18 protein-coding genes, 2 tRNA genes and 1 pseudogene are annotated in these 24,214 nt (G+C 68.1%); 14 read left to right on the plus strand and 7 right to left on the minus strand.

The genetic code is table 11. The annotated features are described in order from the left end of the window. The first annotated feature begins 41 nt into the window (after positions 1–41). From AC5W7N_RS17790 to AC5W7N_RS17805, 4 genes are all read left to right on the plus strand, one after another. Positions 42–2,198 carry an ATP-dependent DNA helicase UvrD2 gene (locus AC5W7N_RS17790; RefSeq protein WP_194991801.1) on the plus strand — a complete coding sequence of 719 codons (2,157 nt, stop codon included), beginning with the start codon at positions 42–44 and terminating at the stop codon, positions 2,196–2,198. 106 nt (positions 2,199–2,304) lie between these two features. Continuing rightward, the gene (locus AC5W7N_RS17795) at positions 2,305–2,625 is read left to right on the plus strand and encodes a hypothetical protein (RefSeq protein ID WP_194991798.1); all 321 of its coding nucleotides are present in this window, start codon (positions 2,305–2,307) and stop codon (positions 2,623–2,625) included. A 137-nt stretch (positions 2,626–2,762) separates the two neighbouring features. Next, positions 2,763–3,086 (plus strand): WhiB family transcriptional regulator, encoded by a 324-nt coding sequence (locus tag AC5W7N_RS17800; protein WP_014352469.1) that lies wholly within the window; start codon positions 2,763–2,765, stop codon positions 3,084–3,086. A gap of 263 nt (positions 3,087–3,349) precedes the next feature. After that, positions 3,350–3,907: a hypothetical protein gene (locus tag AC5W7N_RS17805; protein WP_194991797.1), complete on the plus strand. Its 558-nt coding sequence runs from the start codon at positions 3,350–3,352 to the stop codon at positions 3,905–3,907. Between the two features lie 53 nt (positions 3,908–3,960). Here the strand turns inward: AC5W7N_RS17805 and AC5W7N_RS17810 are convergent, their stop codons facing one another. The 3 genes from AC5W7N_RS17810 to AC5W7N_RS17820 all read right to left on the minus strand — a co-directional run bounded on the left by AC5W7N_RS17810 (position 3,961) and on the right by AC5W7N_RS17820 (position 7,829). Further along, a complete protein-coding gene (locus AC5W7N_RS17810; protein ID WP_194991796.1) occupies positions 3,961–5,304 on the minus strand; it encodes an ABC1 kinase family protein in 1,344 nt (447 codons plus the stop codon). 76 nt (positions 5,305–5,380) lie between these two features. Further along, on the minus strand, positions 5,381–6,241 hold the full coding sequence (locus AC5W7N_RS17815; protein WP_228806831.1) for a hypothetical protein: 861 nt from the start codon (positions 6,239–6,241) through the stop codon (positions 5,381–5,383). A 163-nt stretch (positions 6,242–6,404) separates the two neighbouring features. Then, positions 6,405–7,829: a zinc-dependent metalloprotease gene (locus AC5W7N_RS17820; protein WP_495921903.1), complete on the minus strand. Its 1,425-nt coding sequence runs from the start codon at positions 7,827–7,829 to the stop codon at positions 6,405–6,407. Between the two features lie 161 nt (positions 7,830–7,990). Between AC5W7N_RS17820 and AC5W7N_RS17825 the strand changes: the two genes are divergently transcribed. Beyond that, positions 7,991–9,016 carry a YlbL family protein gene (locus AC5W7N_RS17825; RefSeq protein ID WP_195006748.1) on the plus strand — a complete coding sequence of 342 codons (1,026 nt, stop codon included), beginning with the start codon at positions 7,991–7,993 and terminating at the stop codon, positions 9,014–9,016. A gap of 86 nt (positions 9,017–9,102) precedes the next feature. Here the strand turns inward: AC5W7N_RS17825 and AC5W7N_RS17830 are convergent, their stop codons facing one another. Continuing rightward, on the minus strand, positions 9,103–9,660 hold the full coding sequence (locus AC5W7N_RS17830) for a PPA1309 family protein (RefSeq protein ID WP_163809954.1): 558 nt from the start codon (positions 9,658–9,660) through the stop codon (positions 9,103–9,105). Between the two features lie 476 nt (positions 9,661–10,136). On the opposite strand from AC5W7N_RS17830, the gene AC5W7N_RS17835 reads away from it, so the two are divergent. Continuing rightward, positions 10,137–13,139, plus strand: coding sequence for a UPF0182 family protein (locus AC5W7N_RS17835; protein WP_163809565.1), 3,003 nt, complete (start codon positions 10,137–10,139; stop codon positions 13,137–13,139). A 104-nt stretch (positions 13,140–13,243) separates the two neighbouring features. Here the strand turns inward: AC5W7N_RS17835 and AC5W7N_RS17840 are convergent. Beyond that, positions 13,244–13,576: pseudogene (locus tag AC5W7N_RS17840) on the minus strand (transglycosylase family protein); the annotation flags it as partial. Between the two features lie 600 nt (positions 13,577–14,176). On the opposite strand from AC5W7N_RS17840, the gene AC5W7N_RS17845 reads away from it, so the two are divergent. The 4 genes from AC5W7N_RS17845 to AC5W7N_RS17860 all read left to right on the plus strand — a co-directional run bounded on the left by AC5W7N_RS17845 (position 14,177) and on the right by AC5W7N_RS17860 (position 17,163). Next, positions 14,177–14,250: transfer RNA gene (locus tag AC5W7N_RS17845), tRNA-Met, on the plus strand. Positions 14,251–14,829: 579 nt separating this feature from the next. After that, positions 14,830–14,903, plus strand: a tRNA-Met gene (locus tag AC5W7N_RS17850). 751 nt (positions 14,904–15,654) lie between these two features. Continuing rightward, the gene (locus AC5W7N_RS17855) at positions 15,655–16,326 is read left to right on the plus strand and encodes a hypothetical protein (protein ID WP_280498761.1); all 672 of its coding nucleotides are present in this window, start codon (positions 15,655–15,657) and stop codon (positions 16,324–16,326) included. Between the two features lie 96 nt (positions 16,327–16,422). Continuing rightward, entirely contained in the window at positions 16,423–17,163 is a 741-nt protein-coding gene (locus tag AC5W7N_RS17860; RefSeq protein ID WP_228806512.1) for a TetR/AcrR family transcriptional regulator, read from the plus strand. Between the two features lie 48 nt (positions 17,164–17,211). Here AC5W7N_RS17860 and AC5W7N_RS17865 read toward each other — a convergent pair whose 3' ends face one another. Together AC5W7N_RS17865 and aztA are read right to left on the minus strand one after the other, a co-directional pair. Continuing rightward, complete coding sequence (locus tag AC5W7N_RS17865; protein ID WP_163809569.1) at positions 17,212–18,210, minus strand: AurF N-oxygenase family protein; 999 nt, start codon at positions 18,208–18,210, stop codon at positions 17,212–17,214. Between the two features lie 129 nt (positions 18,211–18,339). Beyond that, entirely contained in the window at positions 18,340–19,014 is a 675-nt protein-coding gene (gene aztA / locus AC5W7N_RS17870) for a zinc ABC transporter ATP-binding protein AztA (RefSeq protein ID WP_194990821.1), read from the minus strand. Between the two features lie 60 nt (positions 19,015–19,074). Between aztA and aztB the strand changes: the two genes are divergently transcribed. The 4 genes from aztB to AC5W7N_RS17890 all read left to right on the plus strand — a co-directional run bounded on the left by aztB (position 19,075) and on the right by AC5W7N_RS17890 (position 24,162). Next, positions 19,075–21,069, plus strand: coding sequence for a zinc ABC transporter permease AztB (gene aztB / locus AC5W7N_RS17875; RefSeq protein WP_194990822.1), 1,995 nt, complete (start codon positions 19,075–19,077; stop codon positions 21,067–21,069). Further along, complete coding sequence (gene aztC / locus AC5W7N_RS17880) at positions 21,066–21,980, plus strand: zinc ABC transporter substrate-binding protein AztC (RefSeq protein WP_163809575.1); 915 nt, start codon at positions 21,066–21,068, stop codon at positions 21,978–21,980. The genes aztB and aztC overlap by 4 nt, the downstream gene beginning before the upstream one ends. Positions 21,981–22,036: 56 nt before the next feature. Continuing rightward, positions 22,037–23,191: a zinc metallochaperone AztD gene (gene aztD, locus AC5W7N_RS17885; protein ID WP_194990823.1), complete on the plus strand. Its 1,155-nt coding sequence runs from the start codon at positions 22,037–22,039 to the stop codon at positions 23,189–23,191. A 158-nt stretch (positions 23,192–23,349) separates the two neighbouring features. Next, a complete protein-coding gene (locus AC5W7N_RS17890) occupies positions 23,350–24,162 on the plus strand; it encodes a class I SAM-dependent methyltransferase (protein ID WP_495921904.1) in 813 nt (270 codons plus the stop codon). Positions 24,163–24,214 lie beyond the last annotated feature (52 nt).

The raw sequence follows: 24,214 nt of genomic DNA on the forward strand, positions 1-24,214 counted from the left end.
GTGAGCCGGCAGCCGCCCGGTTGTCGGTGCGCACTGTCATGATGGAGCGCGTGCCCGCACTCGACCTCTCCGCCCTCGACCCCGAGCAGGCCGCCGCCGTGCGGGCGCCGCGCGGGCCGGTGTGCGTGCTCGCCGGCGCGGGAACCGGCAAGACCAGGACCATCACCTACCGGATCGCGCATCTGGTCGCGGCCGGGCAGGTCAAGGCCGACCAGGTGCTCGCGGTCACCTTCACCGCACGAGCCGCCGGGGAGCTGCGCGCACGCCTGCGCGCACTCGGCCTCGGCGGCGAGGCGAACCAGGTGCAGGCGCGCACCTTCCACGCGGCGGCGCTGCGTCAGCTGCGCTATTTCTGGCCCCAGGTCGTCGGCGAGGTGCCGTGGCGGCTGCTCGACAGCAAGTTCCCGGTGGTCGCCCAGGCCGCGCACCGGGTGGGTCTGCCGTCGGGCACCGAGAGCGTGCGCGATCTGCTCAGCGAGATCGAATGGGCCAAATCCTCGCTCATCGCGCCCGAGGATTATCCGGCCGCGGCCGCTCGTCATCACCGCGATCTCCCGTTCGATGCGCAACGGATCGCGCAGGTCTACACCGGCTACGAAGCGCTCAAGACCTCACCGGACGGCCTGCTGCTCGATTTCGACGATCTGCTGCTGCACACCGCCGCCGCGCTCGAGGACTATCCGGCCGTGGCCGATGAGTTCCGCGGCCGCTACCGCTGTTTCGTCGTCGACGAATACCAGGACGTCACCCCCCTGCAGCAGCGGGTGCTCGACGCCTGGCTGGGCGATCGCGACGATCTGACCGTCGTCGGCGACGCCAACCAGACGATCTACTCCTTCACCGGTGCCAGCCCCGCCCATCTGCTGGATTTCTCGCGGCGCTTCCCGGATGCCACCGTCATCCGGCTCGAACGCGACTACCGCTCCACACCCCAGGTGGTGTCGCTGGCGAACCGGGTCATCGGGATGGCGCGCGGCCGCATCGCAGGCACCCGGCTACAGCTGATCGGCCAGCGCCCCGACGGGCCGGAGCCCACCTTCACCGAATACGACGACGTGCCGGCCGAGGCGGCAGGCGTGGCCCGGGATATCGCGGAGCTGATCGCGGCGGGCACGCCCGCCTCGGAGATCGCGGTGCTCTACCGGATCAACGCGCAATCGGAAACCTATGAGCAGGCGCTCACCGAGCGCGGCATCCCCTACCAGGTGCGCGGTGGTGAGGGCTTCTTCACCCGCGCCGAGGTCCGCCAGGCCGTGCAGGCGCTGCGCCAGGCCGCGGCCCGCGACGATCTGCCCGATCAGGCCCGTACCGGTGCCGCGCTGGTCACCCTGGTGCGCGCGGTGCTGGCCCCGCTCGGGCTCACCGCCACCGAACCCGCGGGCGCGCAGGCCAGGGAGAAGTGGTCGTCGCTGATGGCGCTGGTGCAGCTCACCGAGGAACTCGTCACGCACGACGAGCAGCTCGATCTGCCGGGCCTGCTGCGCGAGCTGGCCGCGCGCGCCGAGGCCAGGCATCCACCGACCGTCCAGGGTGTCACCCTGGCGTCGTTGCACGCGGCCAAGGGCCTGGAATGGGATGCCACCTTCCTGGTCGGGCTGTCCGACGGCACCCTGCCGATCGCGCACGTCCTCGCCGACGACGGCTCGGTCGCCGATCAGGCCGCGCTCGAAGAGGAACGCCGCTTGCTCTACGTCGGCGTCACCAGGGCACGCGAACATCTGCGCTTGTCGTGGGCACTGGCCCGCAACGAGGGCGGCCGCCGCACCCGGCGCCGTTCCCGTTTCCTGAACGGCCTGGTCCCCGACGATTCCCCGGCCTCGCGGATCGCCGCGCCGACCATCGAACGCGCCGGCGACGGCATGCGCCCGCTGTGCCGCATCTGCGCCAAGCCACTGCTCGGCACCTATGCGACGATGCTCGGCCGCTGCCGCAGATGTCCCGCCGAACTCGACGCCGAACTGCTTGCCGCGCTGCGGGAATGGCGTGCCGAGAAGGCCCAGGCTCAGCGGCTGCGCGAGTTCAGCGTGTTCACCGACACCACGCTCACCGCGATCGCCGAACAGCTACCCGCCGATGACGCTGCTCTGGCCGCGATTTCGGGAATCGGCGCCCGCAAGATCGAACAGTACGGCGCCGACGTCATCGCGCTGGTGCGCTCGCGCACCGGAAAGAATCACAAAACCGCAGGTAGAAAATAGGTTGTCGGTTCTCCCGAGATCGCATACGGTGGGAGACACGCAACGGGAGGCCATCCCGGCGCGCACAGTTCAGACAGATTACGAGTACAGGAGGGAGGCAGACGAAATGGACAACATCACCGCTTTCGATGTGATGGGCACCGGCGCGACCACGTCGGCTGTTTCTGCCTCCCGGGGGATCCTCGCCATGCAGGGGATCGGTCTGTCCGGCGTCGGTGGTTTCGGTACGCACCTGGATTACGCGCCCACCCCGATTCTCATCGATCCGCAGGACAAGCCCAGCGCGGGCTGGCATCCGGCAGCTGCCTTCGCAGTCGCCGGGGCTTTTGTCGCCGAAGCCGGCAATGAGCCGGTGCAGGCAGCACGCCTCCGCAACGCACACCCAGCGTCCGTGATCAGGACTCGACTCAGATGTCGACCTAGGTAGGGAACACTCCCCGCCTCCTGGCCACGGATCGCAAGAAGCGAAACCGTGGCCAGATTTTTCCGGCCCTTCAGCCGGCAGCACCGGTTTCGCGGAATGAACGACACCGAACCGCTGCAAACGAGCTGAAGGAGAACGACGTGTTCACCGCAGAGAGCTGGCCGACGGCCACTGCTGACGTGACATGCCGAACCGTGGCAACCGCTCCCCGTGACCAGGAGGTCACCACCACCCTGCCGTGCCGGGCAGGGGACCCGGACCTGTGGTTCGCCGAGAGCCCGGTCCAGTTGGAGCAGGCCAAGGCGCTGTGCGCGTCCTGCCCCATCCGCAAGGGCTGCCTGAGCGCTGCCATCGATCGCCGTGAGCCGTGGGGCGTGTGGGGCGGAGAGATCTTCGACCAGGGTGTCGTGATCGCTCGCAAGCGGCCCCGTGGCCGTCCCCGCAAGGTCGCGACATGCGTCTGATGGCCGCGCCGACGGCGCGCCGGGTCCGCGGCCCGAGTACCGGTGGCACGCCGGTCGGGCCGCGGACCGCCGAACGACCAACCGCCCAGCCGATCCGGCTGGGCGGTTGCCTTTTATTGGGGGAGTACGGATTTCGTGTCCGCGGCGCGATCGCGCCTTGCGAACATCTCAGTTCATTGCTATATGAAATCTATGCCTTGAGTTTCAGGTTTTCCGCGCTGCGCCGCGGAGAACTTCAACCTTGTTCTCGGAGGTTTCGACGCATGAATCACGCTCTCGGCCAGCCCGTTGCCACCATCGCGCCCCACGGACGCGCCGCAGCGCCCGTTCAACCGAATGTCCCGCCGAACCGATATGCCGGGCAGAACGTGCCGATCCCGGCCGACTGGCCGAGCGAATGGCATCCGGGCATGCTGTGGTGGGATGCGCGCACCGTCCTGGTGACACGGGCCGATCCGTCGGGTCGCTGGACCACCAGCACCCATCTCGTGGTGCCGATCGACCGCGGCAGGCTGGCCTTCCGCACCTCGTCCTACTCGCTGGAGACCCAGCATCTCGCCCGGGACCGGCGAGTCATCGTGCAGGCAGGCGATTGGCGCGGCAAGCCCGCCGTCGGCTCGCGCCAGCATCAGGGCGTCGCCGAATTCGTCGGCGCGGGACCGCTGTTCGACAAGATCTGCACGGGGCTGCGCGCCAAGTACGGGATGCGCGCGGGACTGGCCCGGCTGTATCACGGCGTCACGATGGGTTCCGCACCCTACGGCGACACCGCCGTCGTGGTGACCGTCCACGAAACGCCCCAGCTGCCACCGGCGGGCTGACCGGCACCCGGGCGCGCACCTCGGCGAGCGGCCGGAGTGCGCGCCGTCCTGGACTAGGCGCTGTTGCGCTGCTCGCGGAATCCGGGCATCCAGGTCGCGGCCAGCTGCATGAACGGGACCTCGGCGTCGAGCTGTGCGGCGATGCCGATCGAGCCCGCCAGCACCCGGAAGATCATGACGTGTTCGGCGGGCAGCATCAGGGCACGCGCGGTCTTCATCTCCGGACTGTTGAAATCCGAGGCGCGCCCGGCCACCCGCTGCATCCACTTGCGGGTGAAGTGGAACGAATCGGACTTGATCGGATCGGTGAACGGGCGCAGGTAGTCCGCGATCTCCTGATGGGTGATCACCCGCCCAGGAATCACCCAGCCGTTCTCGTGCAGCAGGGCGGTGAGCTCCTCGAACTCCTCGTCGACCGCCAGCGCCAGGATCCGGCCGAGCAGCTCGGGGAAACCATTGGGCAGTGGGGCGCAGGCACCGAAATCGATGACGGCCAGCTTGCCTTCCTGGGTCATCATGAAGTTGCCCGGATGTGGATCGGCGTGCAGCAGGCCCGCCAGTTCCGGTGCGGAGAAATGGAATCGGCCCATCAGTGTGGCAACCCGGTTGCGCAGTTCGCGGGTGCCCTCGGGATCGGCGTTTCCTGCCGCGATGATCGCGGAAACCGGTGTGCCATCGAGCCATTCGGTGACGATCACCTTCGGCGCGCTGGCCACCACCTTCGGCACGACGAACTCCGGATGCCCGTCGTAGGCCTTGGCGAAGGTGCGCTGATTGTTCGCCTCGTTGCGGTAGTCGAGTTCTTCCTCGGTGCGTTCGGTGATCTCGGCGAGGATCGGCTTCACATCGGCGCCGGGGATGACCGAGGAGATCAGGCCGGTCATCCGTGACAGAGTCTTGAGATCCGCGCGTAAGGCCTCGTCGGCGCCGGGGTACTGCACCTTCACGGCCACCGTGCGCCCATCCGACCACACCGCCCGATGCACCTGGCCGATGCTGGCCGAGGCGGCGGGGACGTCATCGAAGGAGCGGAACCTGGTGCGCCACTGGGTGCCGAGCTGTTGATCGAGCACCCGGTACACGGTCTCGATGGGCATCGGCGGGGCGGCCGCCTGCAGCTTGGTCAGTGCTTCGCGGTAGTGCTCGCCGAACTCCTCGGGGACCGCGGCCTCCATCACGCTGAGCGCCTGGCCGAATTTCATCGCACCGCCCTTGAGCTCACCGAGGACGGTGAACAGCTGCTCGGCGGCCTTCTGGTTCAGCTGGGCGTTGATCTCGCCCTTGTCACCCCCGGCCAGCTTCTTACCGAAACCGACAGCGGCTCGCCCGGCGATCCCGAGGGGAATCTTGGCTAACTTCGCGTTGCGGGAGGAGCTGCGGCGCACGATCTCGGACACGTACCCATCATGGCGGACCGGGCGGCCGCTGTGCCATCGAAATCCGCTGAGAATCGGCGTTCTGGAGTGGTACCCGTCACACCTGGGCGCTGTGATCGGCGCGAATACGGCGGCACACACAACGCTCGTGCGGCACCCGATGCCGGATCCGCAGCCGGTAGGACCCAGGGTCCAGCTCCAACTGGGCATGCAGAACGGCCGGGCGCCTGCGGACCGAACAGGCGATGATCGACTCCAGCTCACGCAAGGCCAGCGCGGCGGTGGCCTCGATCTCGGGCGGCGAGCCGTGGCCGACCCGGCCGAGCAGTTGCGCGGCCACGCGTGGCCATTCCGGGTCGTAGTCGGCGCGCAGTAGATCGGCGCACCGCAGGCAGCCGGTCTCGCCGGGCAGCACCAGCGGCCCCACCACGCCGACACCGTCGCGCAGGTGCACCGGCAGGTGCGGAATCCGCTCGCGCAGCAACTGGTCGGTCAGGCGCGGGTCCGGTTTCAGCGTGTCGGTCAACAGGACCAGGTCCGGCCGCGGCCGCGGATCGAGCCTGGCGCCGCGGGAACGTTGCGGGCGCAGGCCCAACCGGCGCAGACCAGCGGTCAGCGCATCGGAGAGTGGCCCGAGGCCGTGCACCCGGACCCGGCGCACCTGCCCGGCCGGAGTGTCGGGATAGAGCAGCAGCCCGGCATCGTCCAGGGTGGCCAGCAGCTCACTCGCGCGTGCGGCGGTGAGGCCGAGTTCGGTGGCTCGCCAGATGATCTGCGGGCGGGTGCGTAGACCGTCGAGCAGATCAAGGAATTGCCGCAGCGTGCCGTTGTCGACGCCGGGAATCGCCAGCTGCCGCGCGGACTCGGGATCCCAGCCGAGCTGGATCACACCGGACGGCCGAGTCAGGATCAGCAGGCGCGGGTGCAGCATCGGCCCGCGCAGGCACAGGGATGTCATGGCCTGCAGTATGCGGACTCGGCCGGTGCCGATCGTGCGCTGAACCGGGAGTTATCCACAGGCAGGCACGGGCTCGATCCTGGTGGGTCGCAGCCGTGACCGTGGATCGGGTCGTTGTGCCGCGGCGGTGCCAGGACACCGGTCGACGCCCGTGCCGCTGTGATCAGGAAGCGGTATCGCCGCCGGTCTCGCCCGGCTCGCCACCCGCCTCGCCCGACTTCTTGCGCTCGTCGCGCTCGCGGGCCTCGGTCTCGGCCAGTTGCGCCAGCGGATCGTCGAAGGCATTCGCGCCGCCGCCGATCACCGCATCGATGAATCCGGCGGGGGAGTCGAGGTCACTGGCGTCGGGCAACAGATCAGGATGTGCCCAGACACCGTCGCGCGCCTCCATGCCCGCGTCGGTGGTCAACCGCTGCCACAGCGCCGCCGCCTCGCGCAGCTTGCGCGGGCGCAGCTCCAGCCCGACCAGCGTGGCGAAGGTCTGCTCGGCCGGCCCGCCGGTGGCCCGGCGCCTGCGCAGCGTCTCGGCCAGCGCGCCCGCACCGGGCAGGCGTTCACCGACCGCCTCGGCCACCACCACCTGCACCCAGCCCTCGATCAGGGCGAGCAGCGTCTCCAGCCGTTCCAGCGCCTGCTTCTGTTCCGGCGTGGTCTGCGGTTCGAACATGCCCTGCGCGAGGATCTCTTCGAGCTTGCTCGGATCGGTCAGCGACATCGGGTCGATGTTCTGGGCCGCCTCCTCCAGCGCGGAGAAATCCATCTTGATGCCGCGCGCATAGTCCTCGACCGCGCCGAGCACCTGCTGACGCAGCCACGGCACATGGCCGAACAGCCGCTGATGCGCCGCCTCACGGGCGGCGAGGAACACCATGATCTCGCTTTCGGGCTGCTCCAGCCCGGCGCTGAACTCGGAGATGGCGGCGGGCAGCAGCGCGGCGGTGCCCGCGGGCCCCAGCGGCAGACCGATATCGGTGGAGGTCAGCACCTCCTTGGCCAGCTGGCCGAGCGCCTGACCGAGCTGCGAACCGAAGGCAAGCCCGCCCATCTGGCCGAGCATGCCCATCATCGGGGCCGCGAACTGCTTGGCCTCCTCGGGCAGGTTCGCCGTCCACATGCCGGAGATCTGCTGGGCTACCGGATCGCACAACCGCTGCCAGGTGGGCAGCGTTTCCTCGATCCAATCGTTGGCCGTCCACGCGGCGGTCTTCGTCGCCCCCGCGGGCAGTGTCGTCGCGCCGTCGAGCCACACCTCGGCCAGATGCGCGGCATCGGCCACGGCACTGACGGTGCCCGCGGACACCGGCGCCACGCTCGCGCCGAGCTGCTGACGGGCCAGCCGCTTGGCGACCTCGTAGTTGACCGGACCGCTCTGCGCACCCGGGGTGGCCATGCCCTGACCCATACCGCTGAGCATCTGGCCGAGCGAGGTCAGCATCTGCCCCAGCTGCGCGGGATCGAATCCGCCGGCCCCGGAACCGGCCATGCCGAAGCCGAACGGGTCGCCCGCGCCGGAACCGCTCGGCTCGTCGCCGCGTTTGCGGTCATCGTCGTCGTCGCGGTTCGAGAATCCGAACGGATGGTCACTCATACCCATTACGTTACGCGGCGTGGACCGGCGACGATGTTCGCGCGCCGCGAAATTGCGCCGGTCGTGAACCCGCTCACGGCGGGCCCCATCCCGGTACTCGCGAACCGCCAAACCTCCGCCGGTGCAGCCCAGCGACGGCGGCGCTCGCTACTGTTGGCCGCGTGAATCGTCGGATCATCACTCTGCTCGTCGCGCTGATCCCGGTGCTCGTGCTGGGCGTCGCGGGGAGCTGGTTCAACGTGCCCTTCGTCGCTCTCGGCCCGGGGCCCACGTTCAACACGCTGGGGCAGGTGGACGGCAAACAGGTCGTCGACGTCACCGGTGTGGAGGTGGATCCGACCACCGGAAACCTCAATATGACCACCGTCTCGGTGCGGGACGGACTCAACATCTTCGAGGCGATCGGCTTCTGGGTCAGCGGTGAACACGGACTGGTGCCGCGCTCGGAGGTCTATCCGCCCGGGGTGTCGCGGGAGGAGATCGACAAGTCCAATCAGCAGGACTTCAAGGATTCCGAGAGCAATGCCGAAGTGGCGGCGATGAACTTCCTCGGCCTGCCCACCGTGGTGCTCGCGCGCACCGTCGCCGACAACGGCCCGGCCAAGGCGGTGCTGGAGGAAGGCGATCAGATCGTCAGCATCAACGGCGCGCCGATGAACGAGCCGAAGGACGTCGTGGACGCGATCGGGAAACTGCCGCCGGGCAGCACGATCACCATGGTGATCCGGCGCGACGATGCCGAACAGACCGTCGAGGTGACCCTCGGCGCCCGCGAGGACGATCCGAACAAGGGCTACCTCGGCGTCACCCCCGGCGAAGGCGCTCGCCCGCCCATGGAGGTCACCTTCAACCTCGCCGACATCGGCGGACCCTCGGCGGGCCTGATGTTCAGCCTGGCCCTGATCGACAAGCTCACCCCCGGCGAACTCGACGGCGGCACCTTCGTCGCGGGCACCGGATCGATCGACCAGGAAGGCAAGGTCGGCCCGATCGGCGGCATCCAGTACAAGATGATCGCCGCGCGCGAGGCCGGCGCCGAAACATTTCTGGTTCCCGCCGCCAACTGCAACGAGGCCAGGCAGCGCACCCCGGACGGGCTGCGTCTGGTCAAGGTCGACACCCTCGCCGGTGCGGTGCAGTCGCTCGAGGATCTCAGCGCCGGTCGCGAAACGATCACCTGCGGGTAGGGGCAGCACCGCGGCTGCCCCCAGTATCGGAGCGATCCACCGCGACCGGCGAGCGCGATGACGTCGCCGGGCCGCGCTGAGGAGGATCAGTCCAGGGTGTGCTGCAACGCCTCGACCACGTTCGAGGCCAGATTCGGGTACGTGCGCAGCTCGAGATCGGCGAACTCGTCGGCATCGTCATCGGGCCGCACCTGGAGCAGGCACAGCGTGCTGCCTTCGCGCAGCGCCGCGGCGAACAACCGGGCCTCACGGCGTTCCGGGTGGGAGTGCGCCGCCGCGCGCCCGGCGGCATCGGCCGCGTCGTCGTCGGCGAGCAGCGGCGTCAACGCATCGTCGAGGGTGCTCTCCGCGGTAGGCGGCAACACCACGATCTCCTGCACCAGCACACAACCGGCGACGGCGGGCGGCCAACTCGTGGTGGCCAGAACCTCTTCCAGCGCGATCGAACCGCCGGTCACATCCTCGGGAAATGGTTCCTGCGCAATCGGAGTCAACTCATCGCCGGCGTCGACCTGATCGGCCAGGCCCGGCTCGGCCGCCACCAGATCGGCCGTCGGCACCAGCGCGAACATCTGCGGCGGCCGCCCCCACCCTTCGGCATCGACGAACTCGGCCACCTCCCGGACCGATCGGGCCAAGACCATTTCAGCATGCAGATCAGCGCTCACTGTGCTTATTGTGCGCCGCCTCCGGCGTCGCGTGTTCGCGGGGCTGTGTTTGATTCGCGTCGCCTGCGGCGCCGCGGGTTCGCGGCCCTCTGGTGTCTCGGCCCGCGAACTCGGCGGCTCGGTCTCGCCTCGCTCGAAAAATGAGGGTGGATCTGCCGTTGTGTCGGGTTGCGCGTGTGGGTGACCGGTCCTTGTGTCCGACCGGGGGATGAGGCCGGCGGTTGGAGCGAGCCAGGAGCTCGGGTTGACCTGGCTTTCCCGGGAACTCGGGGTGTGCTGGGTCGAGGCCTCCGGTTGTGTCGGTGCGCCGGCTCGGCGATCGCGTTTGTGCCCTGCCGACTGTCCGGTGTCCGATTTCCGTAGAGTGGGCGCCAACGGTCCGAAATGGACCAATCGAACATCGGACTGCGGCGTGCAGGCGTTGGCGCCGCCGGACCCTGGAGAGTGGCATCGTGGGCATGCGGCCCCCCTCGGGCTTACCTTCGTTGTCCCGCCGCAGCCGTGTGCTGCTGGTGGCGGCCGTCGTGCTGGCGGCGCTACTGCTGGTGGGACCGCGCCTGGTCGACACCTATACGAACTGGTTGTGGTTCGGCGAGGTCGGATTCCGTGGCGTCTACGTCACGGTGCTGTGGACCAGGATCGCGATCTTCGCCGTGGTGGGGCTGCTGGTCGGGCTGGTGGTGTGGGCGGCGCTGATGCTGGCCTACCGCTCCCGGCCGGTGTTCGTCCCGACGGCCGGGCCCAACGATCCGATCGCGCGCTACCGCACCACCGTGATGAGCAGGCTTCGGCTGTTCGGCATCGGTATCCCGGTGCTGCTCGGTGTGCTGTCGGGCCTGGTGGCGCAATCGAATTGGGTCACCGTGCAACTGTTCCTGCACGGCGGCTCCTTCGGTGAGACCGACCCGGAGTTCAACCTCGACGTCGGCTTCTACGCCTTCGATCTGCCGTTCTACCGGATGATCCTGAACTGGCTGTTCGTCGCGATCGTCATCGCGTTCTTCGCGAACCTGGTCACCCACTACGTCTTCGGCGGGCTGCGCCTGTCCGGGCGCGAAGGCACCCTCACCAATGCCGCGCGGATCCAGCTCGCGGTGATAGCCGGAACCTTCGTGCTGCTCAAGGCCATCGCCTACTGGTTCGACCGGTACGAACTGCTGATGAGCAGCCGTAAGGAACCCACCTTCAACGGTGCCTCGTTCACCGATATCAACTCGGTGTTGCCGGCCAAACTGATCCTGATGTCGATCGCGATCATCTGCGCCATCGCCTTCTTCGCCGGCATCGTGCTGCGCGATCTGCGGGTACCCGCGATGGCGGCGGCGCTGCTGGTGCTGTCCTCGGTGCTGGTCGGGGCGGTCTGGCCGCTCATGGTCGAGCAGTTCTCGGTGCGCCCGAACGCCGCGGAGAAGGAAAGCGAGTACATCGAGCGCAATATCGCCGCTACCCGCAAGGCGTACGGAATCACCGACGACAAGATCGATTACGTCGCCTACTCCGGCGAGAGCAGCAAGAACCCCGCCAGTGTCCCGGTCGATCACGCCACCATCGCCAACGCCCGGCTGCTCGACCCGAACATCCTGTCGCCGACGTTCACCCAGCTGCGTCAGCTGAAGAACTTCTACGGCTTCCCCGAGTCGCTGGACATCGACCGCTACCGCATCAACGGCGAGGTCCAGGACTTCATCGTCGGTGCCCGTGAGCTGTCGCCGTCGTCGTTGAGCGGAAACCAGACCGACTGGATCAACAAGCACACCGTCTACACCCACGGCAACGGGTTCGTCGCCGCCCCGGCCAACCGCGTCAACCGGCCGCAGTCGGAAGACCCGAACGCGGCGGGCGGCAGCAGCGACTCCGGCTACCCGATCTTCATGGTCAGCGACCTGTTCACCAAGCCCGAAGATCAGCGCATCAAGGTCGAGCAGCCGCGCATCTACTACGGCGAACTGATCTCGCAGTCCAACCCGGACTACGCGATCGTCGGTGCCGCCGAGGGTGAAGCGCCCCGCGAATACGACAAGGACGACGCCCGCTTCACCTACGACGGTTCCGGCGGCGTGCCGATCGGCAACTGGTTCAACCGGCTGGCCTTCGCCGCCAAGTACGCCGAGCGCAACATCCTGTTCTCCTCGGCCATCGGCGACGAGTCCAAGATCCTCTACAACCGCGATCCGCGCGAGCGGGTACAGAAGGTGGCGCCATGGCTGACCACCGACGGCAACACCTACCCCTCGGTCGTGGACGGGCGCATCGTCTGGATCGTGGACGCCTACACCACGCTGGACAACTACCCCTACGCGCAGATCTCCTCGCTGGAAGGCGCGGTGGAGGACAGCATCGACCGCAAGACCGGCCGCCTGCTGCCGCGTAAGGAGGTCAGCTACATCCGCAACTCGGTCAAGGCGACCGTCGACGCCTACGACGGCACGGTGACCCTGTACGAGGTGGACTCCTCCGATCCGGTGCTGAAGGCCTGGCGTGGCGTGTTCCCGGACGCGGTGAAGCCGGCCAGTGAAATCAGCCCCGAACTGCGTGAACACTTCCGTTACCCGGAGGATCTGTTCAAGGTGCAGCGCGAGATGCTGACCAAGTACCACGTCGACGATCCGCGCGAGTTCTTCACCAACAACGCGTTCTGGTCGGTTCCCGCCGACCCGACTGTCGAAGGGGTGACGGCCAGTCAGCCGCCGTACTACGTGCTGCTCGGCGACCCGGAGACCGGCAAACCGGTGTTCAACCTGACCAGCGCGATGGTCGGCTACAACCGGCAGTTCCTGTCGGCCTACATCTCGGTGCGCTCCGACCCGGAGGGTTACGGCAAGTTCCGCATCCTGCAATTGCCGACCGACACCCAGACCCAGGGTCCGCAGCAGACGCAGAACACGATGACGACGGCGCCGCAGGTCTCCCAGGAGAAGACGCTGCTGTCGAACTCCAACAAGATCAGATACGGCAATCTGCTGACCCTGCCGGTCGCCGATGGCGGCATCCTCTATGTCGAGCCGTTCTACAACGAGCGCAACACCGGCCCCAACACCGCGACCTTCCCGCAGCTACTGCGCGTGCTGGTCAGCTACCGCGATCAGGCGGGCAGTGTGAAGGTCGGCTACGCCTCGACGCTGGCCGAGGCGCTGAACCAGGTGCTACCAGGTGCGGGCGCGCTGGCCACGCCGCCGGGCGGCGATCCGGCGATCCGGCCGCAGCCGGGCACGGCACCCCCGGTGGAGGGCTCCACACCGCCGCCGGCGGAGAACGGCGCGCCGCCACCGGCCGAGGGCTCGACGCCGCCACCTCCTGCCGGTTCCTCGGGAGCCAAGGACGCAGCGGCCGCCGAGCTGGACCGCAAGATCGAGGCCGTGCGCACCGCGATGCGGACGGGCAACTTCGCGGACTTCGGTAAGGCGCTCGACGAACTGGAGGCCGCGGTCAAGGCCTACCAGGACGCGGGACGCTGATCCGAAACGCGGAAACGGCGCTGTCATCCACTGGATGACAGCGCCGTTTCGTTTGCGTTGCTGAGTCGGCGTTCAGCGGCCAGGCCGCTCGCCTAGGAGCCTCAGAGGTAGGCGCCGCACACCGGCCAGGCGCCGGGGCCCTGGGTGGCCAGCACGTTCTCGGCCACGCGGATCTGCTCTTCGCGGCTCGCGTTGTGCGCGTAGCCGGTGCCACCGTTGGCCTCCCAGGTGCTCTGCGAGAACTGCAGGCCGCCGTAGTAGCCGTTACCGGTGTTGATGGACCAGTCGCCGCCGCTCTCGCAGGCCGCGACAGCGTCCCAGTTGCCCGAGTAGGCCGAAGCGGTGGCGGTGGAAAGACCGAACGGGACGGCAACGAGAGCCCCAGCAATGGCAGTCAGGCCGAGGGCGCGGGTGCTGAACTTCCGGTTCTTAGTCATGTGGTTTCCCTCCCTGTGCCCACCAGCGCGGCGGATGTTCTCCGTCGGCCCCTGTCCCCAGGTGTGATGTCGGGGTACGCCGAACCGCGGGACAGGGTCTCCGGTGTTCTTCGGTTCGGGTTCGAGCCCATCTCGGTTTGATCCGGGCCGTGGCAACGACGGTAACGAACAAATCTCGTTCGATCACGTCTTGATAACTTCCAATTTATTGCCGGTGAATCCACGTGAATCGGTAGCATTAGAACGTATTCGCTGGTGAGAAACCGGATTCGCCCTTACCCAAAGGCGATTGTGATAACACCGTTATGTGTTCGGGATCACTCCGAAATCGTAGCGCCGGTCACACGCTGGAGCCGGTCGCGCGGCTCGCTACCGCCCGGCAACCGGCCGTGGGGATCCGCGTCCGCGGCGGCCGGCCGACGGGATCGCTGGCTGCCTCCGGCCGTCGACGGGTTTCTCGATCCCGTCGCCATTCGGTCGCCAGTCGTCGGCTCTCCCGTCTTCGGGGAGCGGGTCGTTGCCGTCCGTCACCCACGGAAACGGCGCTGACCTGCCGGTTTGCGATCGCCGGGAACCCGTGTGTAATGTTGTGTTCACCGACGCGGGGTGGAGCAGCTCGGTAGCTCGCTGGGCTCATAACCCAGAGGTCGCAGGTTCAAATCCTGTCCCCGCTACTACAGGCCCGGCCCGGAGGCACCAACCTCCGGGCCGGGCCTTTTACTATGTCGTGCCCCATCGGCCCGTGCGCCGGACCACTCTCCGCGCTCGCACCCGCTCGCCAGCGCCCCGCACGGTCACCGGCAAGCATCCAGCAGCTCGGACATTTGGCCAAATGCCGCTCACCGCGAGGTAATGCAGAACTATTCGCAGCGCCCCCGCCCATCACCGAAAATGATTCCGCGGCACACCGCCCGGCCCCCTGTCGCCCCCCGCGCAATTCACGCGAGCTTCTGTTGCGATCCGGCATCGACCGCGGCCCGGCGTGCCGCGGAACCCGGTCGGCCGCTGACGAGAGGTCGCAGCGATCGTCAGCCCGTCCGGCGGAGAAGGACACCCCCGACCCCGGGCGCTGAAGATGCCGCCCCACTCCTCCGTCGAGAAGAGAACTGCTCGGCGAGCCGGCCAGGTGCCGGCATCCCGGCTCTGTTCGACACCCGGAAGCATCCCTCCCAGCCTGCTGACCACGCGAAATGTCCCGGCACCACAGTCGATTACGTTCTCGAGCCGCAGGTGTGTAAGCTGGTAATTACCGACGCGGGGTGGAGCAGCTCGGTAGCTCGCTGGGCTCATAACCCAGAGGTCGCAGGTTCAAATCCTGTCCCCGCTACAACAGTGGCCCGGAATCAAGGTTCCGGGCCACACCCCTTTTCGACCCAGTCGGCAGGCTTCGCCAGCGCTCACCGCCGGGCCTCTGGCCGCGAACAGTGGGAACGAGCGGGCACTGCGGCGAAAAGTATCCTGTCAATTCCGACGGTGGCGCAGCCGCCGCGGGCATTCAATGCTGACGCGAAGCGCGACGCGAGTGCAAACCCCTGTATCCGGCACGGTCAGTAAAAACCCTGTGCCCGAAAAGGATTCGCCGATGCGAAATCGCCTCACCGGTAGAGGCGAAAAGCATAGTCTGTATCTCAACGGCCACTGCCGCTTATGAACCCCTGATCCCGATCAGTGGGACGCCGACCGAACAAAAGACGGCGGCGAGAGTGAAATCGCTTTTCTCTCAGCGGATATCGCAAACCTCCTCCGCGCATTCGACGAGACAACGACGCCCGCCGCCCGCACCGCCGACTCGCCGCGGTCCGTACTTCCTAGCCGCCGCACCAGGGCGGTTCGGGGAGAACCCACGTGTTCGTTACGGCATCGTGACGAGCAGCGACCTGAGCACGGACCCTCCGCCACAGATGTGAAACACCAATTTTCCAGAACTCCTGGACAACGGTCCAGTGGCGTGCTTCCCTGTCTCCCAGGCGGATATCCGCCCGAGGGCGAATCGCATTCGCCTGATGAGGATCATGTAATCCCGGAGATCTTCCGGGAATTCTGGAGGAACAATGCTCCCTGGTATTCGGACGGGTGCCGTGATCGCTACCGCGTCGCTGGCCTGCGCGGGATTCGGAGTTGCGGTCGGCACGGGAACCGCGGCGGCCGACACCTGTGCGGTGCGCAGCCACGCCACCAAACGAGACGCGAGCACGGTCGGGGTGACGCATGTCTACGACAAGATCGCCAGTAGCGAAACGGTCGGCATCGGCACCACGGTGACCTACACGGTGATCGTCGGCACCACGGGCGTCGGCAACCCTTACGTCAACACCATCACCGACTTCCCGCCGACGGGGTTCGGTGCGCCGGTCGAGGCCACCATCACCGCCTATCACGCGGTCGGCGGCCAGCGAACCGAAGCGGTGACGCCCGAGCCGAACGCCGGCGGATGGAAGGTCACCAGCACCGGCTGGTTCGTCAACTCGGGCAACCCGGTCGCCTTGAACATCACCTATCCGGTACCGGACGACCTGCGGGCCGGTCAGCAGGTCACCAGCGGCGGCGTCGGGGTAGCCGGCACGGTCGGGGTCGGCGCCGAGTTCCCGAACCTGACCGCTTGTTTCACCGCGCGTAAGCCGAATCTGGGCGAGGGTGCGCTCGGGAGCATGGACGACAACGGTCTCGGATCCTCCGACGGACAGCTGAGCTCCACCGGGTCGATCGCCGACATGCTCGGCGCGGTACTGCGCAGCATGCTCGGTAGCTAGCCGCGCAATGGTGTCCGGGCGGTCGTTGCGCGGCGGCCGCCCGGGCCTCGGGCGCATCGCCACGGGGGCGGTACCGGACTCGGTACACTGCCTGGCATGTCGGTGGTGTCGCCACAACCGCGGATGCCGGGGGCGGTCAGTGGCTATGAGGCTCGCTGGGAGCGGCACAACAGCGAGCGCCAGCTGACGATCCTGCGAGCCGCGGTCGAGCTGCTCGAGGAGAGTCCGCCCGGGGCGGATATCCCGGTGCACCGCATCGCCAAACGCGCCGGTGTCGCCAAATCGGTGGTGTACCGGCAGTTCAGCGGGCGCGAGGAACTGGACCGGCGCCTCCGCTCCTATTTGATCGACGATTTCGCCGCCCAGCTCGACGAACAACTCGACATGTCCACCGGTTCGGTGCGCGAGATCCTCACCCGCACCATCCGCGCGGTCGCGGACTGGATGTCGGACCATCCGCGGCTGACCGAGTTCGCGCGGACCGGCCCGCCCTTCGGTGGCGAGGACACCGTCGACGCGGTCGCCAGCCTGAAACTGCGGATCGCGGCGCGCGGCAGCGAGCTGATCTCCTCTGTCGCCCAGCTGATGGGCACCGACGCCGGCGCCTTCGAATCGGTGCCGTTCGCGGTGGTGACGATGGTCGAGGGCGTGCTGTCGGCCTGGGTGGCCGACCCGGCGCCGGATCGCACCAGGGCCCAGGTCGTCGACGAACTGGCCACCATCACCTGGTTCGTGCTCGACGGCGCGGCCAGGACCAGCGGCATCCACGTCGACCCCGACCGCGAACTGGCCTCGATTCTGCGTGATTTCACCGAGTCGGGTGCGACCGCGGGCTGAACCCGCCGCGGTGGTCGTGACCCGCGGCTAGCGGGCCACGACCTCGGCTCAGGCCGCGTGCCGGATTCGGCGATCGGGCTCGCTGCGATAGCGCGCGTAATCGCCGTCGATGCCGAGCGCTTTCCACAACCGCCGGGTGACCGGGTTCATCAGCCCGATCTCGTCGGCCAGCGCCCGCATATCGCCGAAGTAGCCGGACAGGATCTTGCGTGACTGCGGGCTGCGCCAGAACGCTTCCTTGATCACCTCACGGGGAATGTCGAATTTCTCCGCGAACGAGCGCGGCGGCGCGATGATCTCGCCGGCCAGCCAGCGCATGGCCAGCGGGAAGGCGATCGCGCAGACCTGGGTGGTCACCGGGTTCATCTTCGCGATATGCGCCTTGAGGAACTCACCGGCGAACGAGATGTGCCGCGCCTCCTCGGCGATGTGGATCTCCATGGTGCGCAAGACCATCGGCGGCAGATTCCCGCCATCGCGGATCAGCGCCTTCTGGAAGTGGTCGATCGGTTCCTCGCCGCCGAGGATGCCGATGAACAGGATGACGTGCGCGTACCCGCCTGCCACGCCGATGAACGGCGACAGCGCACGGAAGATCGGCCGCATCCCGGGCACATCCACGCCGATCCGGTTGACCAGCTCCTGGAACATCTGGATGTGGTTGCACTCTTCGGTCATCTCGTGCAGGCAGTAGCGGAACTCCGGCGACCCATTGGGCAGCTTCATGATGTACTGCATCATTCCGCGGATCAGGATCGTCTCGAATGCGGCGCCGACCTTGATGGAATTGGCGATGCGCCAGCGGCCGATCTCGATCTGCCGCTCGAGCGGCTGGCTCCGGTACCACTCAGTGGCGCCGAGCGGATCGATCTCGGGCGAGAGAACCCAGCGCGGGTCTTTCGGGTCCAGGGCCAGTTCCGGCGAATCCCAGTCGATGTCCAGGTACGGGTCGAAGCGCCGGTTGACCGACCCTTCCGACAGCGTGTGCAGGGCATCCCGGTAGTCCTTACCGACATCCTGGGTGAGCGGCACAGTCGACGACGTCATCGGAGTCTCCTCGTGCGTGTGGTGTGGGTCTCGCTATCAACCAATTTACTGAGACTTGGCGTCCCAGTAAACCCCACATGCAGCTCGGTATGAAATTGATGCGTCGATCAGCGGTGGGAAGCCTTCTGATCAGGGTGAATGTGCCAGCAGGGCGGTTCGTGGTTCGCCTTCGCTCACGACACGTCCGTCGCGCAGGTGCACACAGTGGTCGGCGCGCAAGGCGTCGTCCAGGTCGTGCGTCGCGTGCACGACGGTCACGCCCGCGGCGCTGACCTCGGCGATCGCGCGGGTGATCTGTTCGCGGGCCGCGAGGTCGAGTCCGGTCGTCGGCTCGTCGAGTAGTAGCAGTGGTGATTGCTGGGCCAAGGCCTGGGCCAGCAGCGCGCGTTGACGCTGCCCGCCGGAGAGTGTGTCGAGGCGCCGGCCGGCCAGGTCGGCGATGGCGAGGCGATCCAGGCACTCGCCGATGATCGCGTGGTCGCCCGCGGTCAGTCTGCGCCACGGCCCGCGATGGGCCCAGCGTCCCATCGCCACCGTCTCCCGGACGGTGATCGGCAGCGTCGGAGGGACCGCGCTCTGCTGCACGACCAAGGCTGGTCGCACGCCGTCGCGTCCGGTGATGGTCCCGGCCAATAGGGGCACCACGCCCGCGAGCGCGGCCAGCAGTGTCGATTTGCCCGAACCGTTGGGGCCGAGCAGGGCGGTGATCTTGCCGCTCGGGAGGGTCGCGGTGACCTCGTGCAGCACCCGGTGGCCCTGGTAGCCCGCGCTGAGACCGGCCAGTCGGATATCCGGTGATTGCACGATGCGACTCCCGTCACTTAACTTGTAATGAAAATCGTTTCCATTCTAGGGTGTCGCATCATGGATTGGCTATTGGCCCCGTTCGAGGTGTCTTTCGTGCAACGGGCGCTGTGGGGCGGATTGCTGGTCTCCTGCCTGTGCGCGATCGCGGGCACCTGGGTTGTGGTGCGCGGCATGGCCTTTCTCAGCGATGCGATGGCGCACGGCATGCTGCCAGGTATCGCGATCGCCTCGCTGCTCGGTGGAAATCTGCTGCTGGGTGCGGCGGCCAGCGCGACCGCGATGGCGGCGGGAGTGACTGTGCTGAGCCGCAATCGGCGCAGGTCGGCCGACACCGGCATCGGCCTGCTCTTCGTCGGCATGCTGGCCATCGGTGTGATCATCGTGTCGCGGTCGCAGTCGTTCGCGGTGGACCTCACCGGTTTTCTCTTCGGCGACGTCTTGGCGACGCGGCAGCTCGATCTGCTGTTCCTGCTGGCGGCCTTGCTGATCGCGCTCGTGGTGGCCGTGCTCGGGCATCGCGCCTTCCTCGCGCTCACCTTCGACCCGCGCACCGCGCAGACCCTCGGGTTGGCGCCGCGGCGGGCTCAGTTCGCGCTCGTCGGTCTGCTCACGCTGGCCATCGTGGCGTCGTTTCATATCGTCGGAACGCTGCTGGTGTTCGGCTTGCTGATCGCGCCGCCGGCCGCGGCGATGCTGTTCGCCCATCGGATTCCGATGGTGATGGCGCTGGCGGCGGCGTTCGGTTCGGCCGCCACGGTCATCGGTCTGCTCATCTCTTGGCATGCGGGCACGGCGGCGGGCGCGACCATCGCCGGGTCCGCGGTCGCACTGTTCTTCCTGTCCGCCCTGGTATCGCGGCTGCGGGAGCGACTGAGCCTGCGTGCTGCCACCGCGCCGGTAACGGTGGCCGCGGCGCTCACACTGGTTTTCCCGCTCGTCGGTTGCGGCGCCGATACCGAACCGGTGCCCGCCGAGCCGACGCCGCACGGCTATGTCGCGGGCGCGGCGGAGACCGCCGAGGCGCAGCCGAGACTGGTTGTCGCGGAACGTGGTTCCGGAGCGGTGCGGGTGGTCGATCTGATCACCGAGGAGGTGATCGAGCTCGGATCTGTTCCTGATGTCGCCGCGATCGCTGGTGACGGTCGCTACGCGTATCTGTCGAATGCCGCATCGACACAGGTGGTCGACAGCGGTAGCTGGATGGTCGACCACGGCGATCACGTGCACTATTACCGCGCATCCGCGCGGGAGGTCGGGCGATTCGACGCCGGTCCGGTCACGGCCGCGTACAGCGACAAGACGATCGCGACCGCCCGCGCGGCGGACGGCTCCGTCGTGTTGGATCGCGCTGCCCTGGATGGGGGATCGGTGCGGGAACAGGGCTCGATCCCCGACGCGACCGCTGTGCCCTACGCGGGCCGGCTGGTGGTCGCGTTGCGCTCGGGCCGTATCGAGGTGCGCTCCCGCGACGGCGCCGAGGTGACCGCGCTGGACGCACCGTGCCCTGAGCCCCGAGGGCAGGCCGTGACCCGGCGCGGCGTGGTGATCGGCTGCGCCGACGGGGCAGTGCTGGTGACCGAGCAGGATGCGCGCGTGGCCGCCACCAGGATCCCGTTCGCCGACGGCATGGGCGCGCCCGCGGAAACGTTCTTCCATCGCCCGTCGAGCACCACCCTGGTGACGCGCTCGGGTCCTGACGCCCTCGGCGTGCTCGATGTGAGCGCCCGTCGATGGACGCGCATCCCCACCGGGCCGGTGGTCGCGACCAACACCGCAGGCGCGGGTACGCCGATCCTGGCGCTCACCGCCGATGGCATCCTGCGCGGATACGACCCGGTCAGCGGCGCCGAGATAGCCCAGACGAAGGTGCTCGCCGCGCCGCTCGCGCCCGGTGCGGCGAGCCCGGTCATCGCGGTCGACGCCAACCGCGCCTACGTCAACGATCCGGCGGCGCGGGTCGTGCACGAGATCGACTACAACGACAACCTGCGTATCGCACGGACTTTCCGTCTCGATATCGCACCGGAACTGATGGTGGAGACCGGCCGATGAGCGTGCTCGCCCGAATGATCGTCGCCTTGCTCGCCGCGATGATGGCGCTCACCGGATGCGCGGATTCCGGCCCGGACCGCGGCGCCATCGTGGTGACCACCGACATCCTCGGCGATATCACCCAGGCGATCGTCGGTGCGGCCGCACCGGTGTCGGTGCTCATGCCGCGTGCCGCCGATCCACATTCGTTCGCCGTCTCGGCGCAGCAGGCCGCGGGACTGGAGCGGGCGGGACTGATCGTGGCCAATGGCCTCGGCCTGGAAGAGGGCGTGCTCCGCAATGTCGAGGCAGCCGCCGACGCTGGGGTGGCCACGGTATACGTCGGGTCCGAGGTCGATCCGATCGCCTTCGGTTCCGGAGCGACGGCCGGGCAGCCCGATCCGCATTTCTGGACCGATCCGCAGCGGGTGCGGCGTGCGGTCGAGGTCATCCGGGATCGCGTCATCGCGGATGTGCCCGGCGTCGATGCGGACGCCGTCCGTGCGAACGCCGACCGCTACCTGGCCGAACTGGACGCGCTCGCCACCTGGATGGCCCAGCGCTTCGCGAGCGTGCCCGCCGAGCGGCGCAAGCTCGTCACCAATCACCACGTCTTCGGCTACCTGGCACAGCGTTTCGGATTCGAGGTGGTGGGTGCGGTGATACCGAGCGGTACCACCCTGGCCTCACCGAGCCCGTCGGATCTCGCGGAACTGGCCGCCACCATCCGCGATGCCGGTGTGCCCGCGGTCTTCGCGGATTCGGCGCAACCGGATCGGCTCGCGCGAGTGCTCGCCGAGCAGGCGGGCGTGCACGTCCGGGTGGTCGGGCTGCATTCGGAATCGCTCACCCCGCCGGGCGAGGGCGCGGGCAGCTATCTGGAGATGATGCGCGCCAATACCGACGCCATCGTCACCGGGCTGGCCCCGTGAGCACCGGTGGTGCGCTCGCGCCGAGAACTTCAGCAGTACAACGGAAACGGAGCAACATGCGTACTCGGACCCGCACCACAACGGTGGCGCTCTCGGGCCTGCTCACCGCGGCGGTCGCGCTGAGCGGCTGCGGCAGCGACGAGGCAGACCAGGCGGCCGCGCCCGTCACCGCCCCGCTCGCGGTCACCTACGACGGCGGTATCTACCTGCTCGACCCGGATACCCTCGCGACCACCGGTGAGATCGCGCTGGAGGGATTCAACCGGCTCAACCCGGCCGGCGACGACAGGCACATGCTGGTCTCCACCTCGGATGCCTTCCGGGTGCTCGACGCCGTGGAGGGCCGGTTCACCGGGGTCGATTTCCCCGCCGCGAAACCGGGCCACGTCGTCGGTCACGCCGGGCGCACCGTGCTGTTCGCCGACGGCAGCGGTGAAGTGACCTCGTTCGACCCCGAGCAGCTCGGCGCGGAGAAGCCCGAGACGCAGGTGTACCAGGCGCCCGCGCCGCATCACGGTGTCGCCCTCGAAATGGCGAACGGCGAACTGGTGCTGACGGTCGGCACCGAGGAAGCGCGCACCGGGATCGTCGTCCTCGACGCCGACCGCAAGGAAATCGCCCGCAACGAGGACTGCCCCGGCGTACACGGTGAGGCGACCGCGCAGGGCGAGGCCGTCGTCGTCGGCTGCCAGACCGGCGCACTGATCTACCGCGACGGCGCCATCACCAAGGTCACCAGCCCGACCCCGTACGGGCGCATCGGCAACCAGGCGGGCAGCGAGGTCTCGCCGATCGTGCTCGGCGACTACAAGCAGGACAAGGACGCCGAACTAGAACGGCCGCAGCAGATTTCGTTGATCGACACCACCAACGCCACGCTGCGGCTGGTCGATCTCGGCACCAGCTACACCTTCCGGTCGCTGGCTCGCGGCCCGCAGGGTGAAGCGCTCGTGCTCGGCACCGACGGCAAGATCCACGTCATCGACCCGGTCGCGGGCACGGTCACCACGACCATCGCGGTGATCGACCCGTGGCAGGAGCCGCTGGAATGGCAGCAGCCGCGGCCGGCGCTGTTCGTGCGCGACGGCATCGCCTACGTCACCGATACCGCGAAGAAGGCGGTGCATCGGGTCGATCTCGCCAGCGGCGCGGTGACCGCCTCGGCGGAGTTGCCGGAGAGCCCGAACGAGCTCAGCGGCGTGAGCTCCTGACGCCCGTGGGTCGGCACCCTCGGCCGTCGGTGGCTCCGGCCACCGGCGGCCCGGCCGCTCGTCGAGGAACCCCGCTCGGCCCGATTCGTCGTTAGGCTCCATACCTGAGATATCCCTCCTGGTAACGGCCGTTGCGGCGGCAGGAAGAGGTGAATCCGATGAGCGGTGATGTCGGGCTCAGCGGTATCCCGCTGACGATGCTGTGGACATTGCACAACCGGGCCAGTGAATCGTTGCGCGCCGACGCGGTATTGCGCGACCCGGAGTGTGTACGCATCTACGAGTCGATCGACTTCGACTACGAGGCGGCCTTCGGCACACCCGACGGCACCCACGCCGTCCGGTCGATGCGCTTCGACGAGGCACTGCGACCCTGGCTCGCCGCACATCCGGGCGGCACCGTGGTGGAACTGGCGGCCGGGCTGGAAACCCAGTTCCAGCGCTGCGACGACGGCGCGGTGCGATGGCTGTGTGTCGACGTGCCCGAGGCCATCGCGATCCGCGAGCGTTACCTGCCCGCGCGCGATCGCTGCCGTCATCTGCCGGTCAGCGCGCTCGATCTGTCCTGGCTCGACCACGTCGAGCAGCCGCAACGCGGCGTATTCGTCTCGGCGCAGGGCCTTTTCATGTATTTCGAGCCCGACGAGGTGCGCCGTCTGTGCGTGGCGATCGTCGAGCGATTTCCCGGCGTCGAGCTGATGTTCGACACGATTCCACCCTGGTTCTCGGCGAAGACGATGAAGGGCTACCGCAAAACGTCCGCTTATACGGCGCCGCAGATGCCGTGGGGCGTTGAGCGCAGCCAGATCGACAAGCTACTGCGGCAGTGGAGCCCGAAGTTCGCCGACATCCGGGTGTCGTCCTACGGGCCGTCCCATGGTGCGCTCGCCGTGCTCGCGCCGATCTTCGACCGGCTGCCCGTGCTGCGCGATATTCCGCCGAGCATCGTCTGGACGCGGGCACAGGGGTAGGCGTCGCCGGCGCGAGCCGCGATCGGGCTCGCTCGCGGGCATACATCGGATG

This window comes from Nocardia sp. CDC519 (assembly GCF_059509835.1).